This is a genomic window from Cupriavidus sp. L7L (assembly GCF_004353535.1).
Classification (GTDB): domain Bacteria; phylum Pseudomonadota; class Gammaproteobacteria; order Burkholderiales; family Burkholderiaceae; genus Cupriavidus; species Cupriavidus oxalaticus_A.
The window spans coordinates 21,343-28,463 of record NZ_SMNY01000038.1 but is presented as its reverse complement, the minus strand read 5'-3'; the positions used below and the strand labels follow the sequence as shown (position 1 = coordinate 28,463).

5 protein-coding genes and 1 rRNA gene are annotated in these 7,121 nt (G+C 68.9%); 2 read left to right on the top strand and 4 right to left on the bottom strand.

The window, feature by feature from the left end:
• The first annotated feature begins 45 nt into the window (after positions 1 to 45).
• Positions 46 to 159 (top strand): 5S ribosomal RNA (rrf, locus tag E1J61_RS29120).
• Positions 160 to 316: 157 nt separating this feature from the next.
• On the top strand, positions 317 to 1,333 hold the full coding sequence (locus E1J61_RS29115; RefSeq protein ID WP_133097384.1) for an FUSC family protein: 1,017 nt from the start codon (positions 317 to 319) through the stop codon (positions 1,331 to 1,333).
• A gap of 6 nt (positions 1,334 to 1,339) precedes the next feature.
• Here the strand turns inward: E1J61_RS29115 and E1J61_RS29110 are convergent, their stop codons facing one another.
• The 4 genes from E1J61_RS29110 to E1J61_RS29095 form a co-directional block, all read right to left on the bottom strand.
• Positions 1,340 to 1,777 (bottom strand): YciI family protein, encoded by a 438-nt coding sequence (locus E1J61_RS29110; protein WP_133097383.1) that lies wholly within the window; start codon positions 1,775 to 1,777, stop codon positions 1,340 to 1,342.
• Between the two features lie 115 nt (positions 1,778 to 1,892).
• Positions 1,893 to 4,688 carry an Hsp70 family protein gene (locus tag E1J61_RS29105; protein ID WP_133097382.1) on the bottom strand — a complete coding sequence of 932 codons (2,796 nt, stop codon included), beginning with the start codon at positions 4,686 to 4,688 and terminating at the stop codon, positions 1,893 to 1,895.
• On the bottom strand, positions 4,681 to 6,528 hold the full coding sequence (locus E1J61_RS29100) for an Hsp70 family protein (protein ID WP_133097381.1): 1,848 nt from the start codon (positions 6,526 to 6,528) through the stop codon (positions 4,681 to 4,683). Before E1J61_RS29100 ends, E1J61_RS29105 begins: the two co-directional genes overlap by 8 nt.
• Complete coding sequence (locus tag E1J61_RS29095; RefSeq protein WP_133097380.1) at positions 6,525 to 7,100, bottom strand: DUF2760 domain-containing protein; 576 nt, start codon at positions 7,098 to 7,100, stop codon at positions 6,525 to 6,527. The genes E1J61_RS29100 and E1J61_RS29095 overlap by 4 nt, the downstream gene beginning before the upstream one ends.
• Between the last annotated feature and the right edge of the window lie 21 nt (positions 7,101 to 7,121).

Genomic DNA, 7,121 nt, shown 5'->3' with positions numbered 1-7,121 from the left:
CGATTCGTGACGCTGGCTTGAACCCCAGCGCCACAACCCCTCATGCCTGGTGACCATAGCGAGCTGGAACCACCCCTTCCCATCCCGAACAGGACCGTGAAACAGCTCCGCGCCGATGATAGTGCGGATTACCCGTGTGAAAGTAGGTCATCGCCAGGCTCTTATTGTGCAAAACCCCTCGACAGCGTGTGCTGCGAGGGGTTTTTGCTTTGGCGGCTTCGAGTTTATTGCTATCGCGGGCAATGTCACTAACAGCAACCACATTGGCACAACCCATGCCATAAACTTGGCATTCCCCGCCGCGCCAACCAAAACCATGCTAGCAACCCTGCGCAAAACCACCGACGCACTGTTCGATACAAACCGTCGCTTTCGGCAAGCCAGGCTGTTCCACGCCACGCGCGTCGCGCTGGCACTGCTGGCGTCAATTGCCCTGACCACCGGCATCGACATCCCCCACGGTGAGTGGGCCACCATCACCGTACTGGTTGTCATCGGCGGGCTCCAGCACCACGGTAATATCCGCCGTCGCGCCGCGGAACGCGGGATCGGCACCTTGATCGGGGCACTTATCGGCCTGGCGCTGATCGTGCAGCAATCGTTCTTCGGCTGGCCGTTGCTGACCTATGCGCTGCTGGCGCTGATCTGCGGTTATTGCGCCTACCATGCCATCGGCCAGGGCGGCTATATCGCGCTGCTGGCGGCGATTACCGTGGTGATTACCGCCGGCCATGGCGAACAGAATATCGCCGACGCGTTCTGGCGCACCGCCGATGTGTTTATCGGTACCGCGATCGCACTCGTGTTTTCCTTCGCGTTGCCCGCCTATGCCTCATATTCATGGCGCATCAGGCTGGCCGGGCTGTTGCGCGCCAGCATGGCGGTTCATACGCGGATGCAGCATGGCTTTGCCGATGCCGCCGAGCTGCGCACCGCAATGATCGAACTGGGCGCGAAGCTGATTCCGCTGCGCGGGCTGATCCCCTCGGTGGCCAAGGAGACCGGCGTGCCTGCCGCCGAGTTCGAGGAAATCCAGCATGGCGCGCGCGTCTGTATCAGCGCGCTGGAACTGATGGCCACCATCGAGCATGAGGGCGGCTTGCGCGAGGGCGACGATCCCGGCATCGATGCTACCTTGCTGGCCCTGGCGGACGCACTGGAGACCGGCAAGGCGCCATTGGCGATGCCATCGCCGCGAGCCGCCGTGGTGGAAGCGGAGCCAGGCCCGCTGCCGATCATGGCGCGGCAGCTGGCCGGCGAGCTGGCCAGCCTGCGTGCCAGGCTTGACCGGCTCAGCAGGCAATATGGATTTCCGTACGCCGCACGCGTGTAGTCTTCATCAGCGCGGCTTGCTGGCCTGCTGGTCGACCTGCGCGCGCAGCCGCTCTTCCTGCTCGCGCAGTTCGGGGGTGAACTCCGCCCCGAAATCATCGGCTTCGAACACCTGGCGAATCTCGATCTCGGACTCGCCCTCCATGGGATTGGGGCAGCGCTTGACCCATGCGATGGCCTCGTCCATGGACTTGACCTGCCACAGCCAGAATCCCGCGATGAGTTCATTGGTCTGCGCGAACGGGCCGTCGGTCACGGTCCGCTCCTTGCCGGAGAAGCGCACACGCTTGCCCCTGGCGCTCGGATGCAGGCCCTCGCCGGCGAGCATGATGCCAGCCTTGACCAACTCTTCGTTGAAGTTGCCCATTGCTGCCAGCAATTCTGTGCCCGGCATCTTGCCGGCTTCGGAATCGCTCGTTGCCTTGACGATCACCATGACGCGCATTGTCTTCCTCCTTGAAGGGCTGGGCGCCGCCACACCGGCAGCAGGAGCAAGTCAGCATAGGTGAAATTCACACCACCTTCAAATGACGCCAGGGGCCCATGGGAAGGCCCCCACATCACCGCGCGATCAGCTTGAGGCCCGCGGGCAGCGCTTCGCCGAATACCCGTCCCTCATCCGCGGCATTGAGCTCGACGACTTCGCGGACCATGGCGATCCAGCTTTGCGGCGCGTTGGCGGCTTCGAGCCGGCGCACCACATTGGCCCGGGTCTCGTCAGGCAGGTCGCGGGTGCGATCGCCGGTCATGCGCGCGATCTGCACCGCGGCGAACGCGGCGGGCTCGACCTTCTTCCAGTCGAGCGCGAGGATGTTGTCGATCCATTGCGTGGCGATCTCTGCCGGCACCACGCTGTGCGCGCTGCCATAGAACGGCATGCGCGCGCCGATGCGGCCCACCGCCCACCAGGCCAGGTTGTTTTCCGATGGCTTGCGCAGCCGCGTCAGCAGCCAGCCGGCCAGCTCGATCTTGGTGTCGGCCGACAGGCGTTCCAGCGATCCGGCGAGGCGGACCATGTCGGGATAACCGCCGCGCGTGGGACCGGCAGGCTTCTTGTAGTGTCCGCTGCCCGGCGGCTGCAGGTAGAACGCCATGTCCTCGAACAAGCGCAGCTGCGCGCTTTCATCGAGGCCACCGGCCGCGCGCCGCCACAGCGTCCACCATTCCGACCAGTTCTGGGTCTCGTTGACGTACTGGATGCCCTGGTCGTACTGCGACCAGAGCTGCTCGACGCGCCATTCGTCCAGCGGATAGCCGAAGCCCGGCCGCACGCAATAGCCGGCCAGGTTCAGCCACAGGCGCTCATGGTCGGCGGTGCGGCGGCGGCGTTTGGCGCGCTCCCAGAACGCGCCGAACAGCTCGCGCAGCAGGGCGCTGTCCCATTGCTCGCGCGCGCCCAGCACCTGCTCCAGCTGCGCGCGCAGCCGCTTGACCTCCTTGGGGCCGACGTCCTGCGAACGGGCGCCGAAGGTGCGGTCGATTGCCTCGATGGCTTGCGGCAGCGCCGGATGTGCCGTTGCGGCCGCGGGCGCTTCCGCCGGGGCATCGTTGCCGCGCAGCTGGAATTCCAGCCGCCAGCGTTGCGAGTCGTTGGCGATGTCGATGCAGTGGACTTCGAGCGTGCCCACCTCGGTCAGCGATGTGCGGATCTGCACCGGCGTCTCGCGCGGACCGCGGGCGCCGCGTGCAGGAACGACGGTGGCGATCGGCGGCAGGCGCACGAAGTCGCCCGCGGACAGGTCGACCAGCTCGCCTGGCTGGTAGACGGTGTCGGCGACCGACGAAACCAGGTGGAATTGCACCGGGTGCCCGACCCGCAGCGCAAAGGTACGGTCGCTGAGGTGCACCTCATGGCCTTCCTCGGTGCCCTTGGGCAGCAGGCAGATGCCTTGCTGGCCGGTCGCGCTGTCGTCGAGCACAAGGAAGTAGCTGCGCGGCGAGCCGCCGCCGATGCGCGGTGCCTGGCCGCTGCGGGCCCTTGCATAGGCGACCGCGCCGCGTGCCACCGCGATGTCGGGATCGGCGTTGTGCAGCACGTGCAGCGGCGTACCGCGCCACGCGCCCAGCGTCTCGGCGATGCGGCCCGCCAGCGCTTCGGCGCGGAACACGCCGCCGTTCAGCAGCAGCGTGTCGGGAACGGGCAGGGCATCGGCCTGCGCGGGCGGCGCTTCCAGCGCCATGCGCGACTGCGCGGCGTGCTGCGACAGGAAGCCGGCGACGTGCCGCGTCACGGCCGGGTCGGACGCATAAGGCAGGCCGAACTCGACGATGGCGCCCCGCGCGCGACCGGGCCTCTCAGAGGAGGCAACCTCGGGAAAGAAACCGTCGACAACGAGTTGCTCGACTTCCTGCCGCGTCACCTCAACCGACCGTGCGCCGCCGACCAGCTTCGAGCCGGCACCGAGCAGCGTGACCGTGGTGGCGTCCGGCGCCTGCGCGCTGAGCAACTGTTCCTTGGCCGCGCGGCTGCGGGCCACCAGCTGCGACAGGCTGGAGGCCGACAGCCTCTGGTCCGCGCCGAGGCGTGCTTCGACCAGGTGCGCCAGCGCCAGGTCCATGTTGTCGCCGCCGAGCATCAGGTGGTTGCCCACGCCAATACGCGTCAACTGCGGCTGCCCGTCCTGCATTTCCACCCGGATCAGCGTAAGGTCGGTGGTGCCGCCACCGACGTCGCAGATCAGCACCAGGCGTGTCTGCGCGAGGTCGGTATCCAGCGTCTGGCGATGATGGAAGAGCCAGTCGTACAACGCGGCCTGCGGCTCTTCAAGCAGCCGCAGTGCGGGCAGCCCGGCCAGGCGCGCGGCCTCGAGCGTCAGCGCGCGCGCGCCTTCGTCGAACGAGGCGGGCACGGTAAGCACCACGTCCTGCTGCTCGAGCGGCGCGTCGGGAAAACGGTGGTTCCAGGCCGCGGCGACGTAGCCCAGGTAGCTCGCGCTGGCGACCACCGGCGAGATCTTGTCGGCATCGTCGGGCCCGCCCCACGGCAGGATGGGCGCGGTGCGGTCGACCGACGCATGCGACAGCCAGCTCTTGGCGCTGGCGACGAGCCGGCCGGGTACCTGTGCCCCCAGCGTTGTCGCCAGCCGCCCGAACACGGTCCGGCGCGCGGCGGCGCTGGCGGCGGTCTGCCAGGGCAGTTGCAGGTCATCGCCGCTGAGCTCGCCCGGCGCCGCGTGGTAGCGCACCGACGGCAGCAGCGGGCGCGCCGCGACTTCGCCGGGGCTGACCAGCTGGTCGATATCGAAGACGCGGATATCGTCCGACCCGGCCTTCGCGTAGGCGACAACCGTGTTGCTGGTGCCCAGGTCGATGCCGACGACGTACTGCTGCGCCGGCGCGGGCACTGCCTCAGGCATCGGCGCTGCCGCGCACGTCGAACTCGACCTTCCAGCGCTCGCCGTTGCCGCGTGGCACGGCTTCCAGCTCCAGCGTGCCGGCCTCCGTCACGCGCGCATGCAGCCTGACCGGCACCACTTCACCGGCGGTGCGGCCTTCGGCGGGCAGGGTCGCCTGGATTTCCTCCAGTTCCTGCAGTTCTTCCGGACCCCAGAAGTCGAGCAGGGTGCCGACCTGGTCCTGGCGGCGCACCGATGAGCCGAAGAAGCGGAAATGCACCGGCTCGCCCACCACCAGGCCGAATTCCTGCGGCGGCAGCGCGGCATCGGTGCCTTCTTCCATGCCGAACGGTGCCACGCACAGCGCCTGGATCGGCGGCTCGAAGCCGGGCACGGCCGGCATCGACGATTCCACCGCGACATAGTAGGAACGCGCGGTGCCGCCACGGATGCGCACGCCCTTGCCGCGCCGCACGTAGCCGTAGTAGGCCGCGCCGCGTGCCACGGCCAGGTCCAGCTCGGCGCCGCCCAGCAGCCGCGCGGGTGCGGCGCCTTCGCCGGCGAGCCAGCCGTTGAGGGTCTGCAGGATGCGCTCGACCAGCAGTTCCGACTTGAACACGCCGCCGTTGAACAGCACCGCGGTCGGATGCAAAAAGGTCGCGCCTTCGGGCTGCGCGCCCTGGAAGCCTTCCAGTTCGGCCAGCGCCGCCACCTGGCGGCCCAGGAACGCGGCCAGGTGGCGCGTGATGGCCGCATCCTGCGCGTAAGGCAGGCCAAGCTGCGTCAGGCCGGCGCGGGCGCGGCTGACCGGGCGGGCCGAGGCGTCGACCTGCGGGAAGAAGCCTTCCAGGATGGTCTGCGTCAGTTCCGCGCGGGTCAGGTCGGTGCGGATCGAGCCGCCGATCAGCTTCGAGCCGCGGCTCGGCACGACCAGCGGCACGGTATCGGTGGTGGGGTCGGTCAGCAGCGTTTCCTTGGCCGCGCGGCAGGCGTAGGTCAGCGCGCGCAGCTGCCACGGGTCGGCCTGCGTGCCTTGCGCGGCCAGCTTGCGCGCCACCACGTGGGCCAGCGCCAGGTCCATGTTATCGCCGCCGAGCAGGATATGGTCGCCCACGGCAACGCGGTGCAGCTCAAGGTTGCCGTCGCGCTCGACCACCGCGATCAGCGACAGGTCGGTGGTGCCGCCGCCGACGTCGACCACCAGGATGATGTCGCCGACCTTGACCTGCTTGCGCCACTGGCCGCCGCTTTTCTGGATCCAGCTGTACAGCGCGGCCTGCGGTTCTTCCAGCAGGGTCATGCGCGCATAGCCGGCCGCGGCTGCCGCTTCTGCGGTCAGTTCGCGCGCGGCGGGGTCGAACGATGCGGGGATCGTGACGGTGATGTCCTGCTCGCCGAACGGCGCGTCGGGATGGGCCTGGTCCCAGGCCTCGCGCAGGTGGTTCAGGTAGCGCACCGACGCCTCCAGCGGCGACACGCGCGACACTTCCGGCGGCGCGTCCGCCGGCAGGATCTGCGCGCGGCGGTCTACGCCGGGGTGGCACAGCCAGCTTTTCGCGCTCGACACCAGGCGGATCGGCGTGGCCGCGCCGCGGGTGCGCGCCATTTCGCCCACGGCGAAGTCGCGCTCGGCGGTCCACGGCAGCGCCAGGTCGCCGGGCGACAACTCGCTCGCGTGCGGCAGGTACAGGAAGGAGGGCAGCAGGTCCAGGTCTTCGACGGCGCCCGGCGCGGTCAGCTGCGTGATGGCCTGGACTTCCTGGCTGGTCTTCTCGCCATCGCTGGCGGCCAGGTCGACGTAGGACAGCGCGCTGTGGGTGGTGCCCAGGTCGATGCCGATGGCGTAGCGGGCTTCGCTCATAGCTCGACCTCGGCCGGGGCGATCACGGTGGCGTCATGGCGCTCGGCCACGCGCGGCAGGCGCACTTCGTCGACCTTCCAGCCGCGGTGGCTGATGCTGCCGTGGAACGGCGCGCTGCCGACCACGTTGCCGGTCAGGCGGATGGCGGTGGCGTCAAAGCCGTCGGCCACCGTCACGCGGCTGCCTTCGGCTTCCTCGCGCACCGGGCGGATGGTGAAGTGCTCGCGCAGCACCGCGCGGCAGCCGTCGTGCACCAGGCGGGCGGCGGCGCCGATTTCGGTGTCGGAATAGCGGGCGATGTCTTCCTCGACGAAGTCGACGAAGCGGGCGTCGCGCTGCAGCAGGCCCAGCAGCTGCAGTGCCGCCACCGGGCTGGCTTCCTTCAGCGTGGGGGCCTCGGGTGCCGCTGCCGGGACCGGTGCGGCGACGGGGGCCGGCGCTGCCGGCGCGGCGCTCTCGCCGTTGCGCAGCCGCTTGATGCCGGCCGCGAGCTGGCCGTCGCCGAGGATGGCGAAGAAGGTGCCCACGGCAAGCGAAACCCTGCCGAAGAAAGATAGGTTCGAGTCAGTCATGAAAAAGCTCCCGTGGCCCGT

Excerpts from the sequence above, each read along its gene's own strand:
- E1J61_RS29115 (WP_133097384.1), top strand. The coding sequence starts at position 317 with ATGCTAGCAACCCTGCGCAAAACCACCGACGCACTGTTCGATACAAAC.
- E1J61_RS29110 (WP_133097383.1), bottom strand. The coding sequence starts at position 1,777 with ATGCGCGTCATGGTGATCGTCAAGGCAACGAGCGATTCCGAAGCCGGC.
- E1J61_RS29105 (WP_133097382.1), bottom strand. The coding sequence starts at position 4,688 with ATGCCTGAGGCAGTGCCCGCGCCGGCGCAGCAGTACGTCGTCGGCATC.
- E1J61_RS29100 (WP_133097381.1), bottom strand. The coding sequence starts at position 6,528 with ATGAGCGAAGCCCGCTACGCCATCGGCATCGACCTGGGCACCACCCAC.
- E1J61_RS29095 (WP_133097380.1), bottom strand. The coding sequence starts at position 7,100 with ATGACTGACTCGAACCTATCTTTCTTCGGCAGGGTTTCGCTTGCCGTG.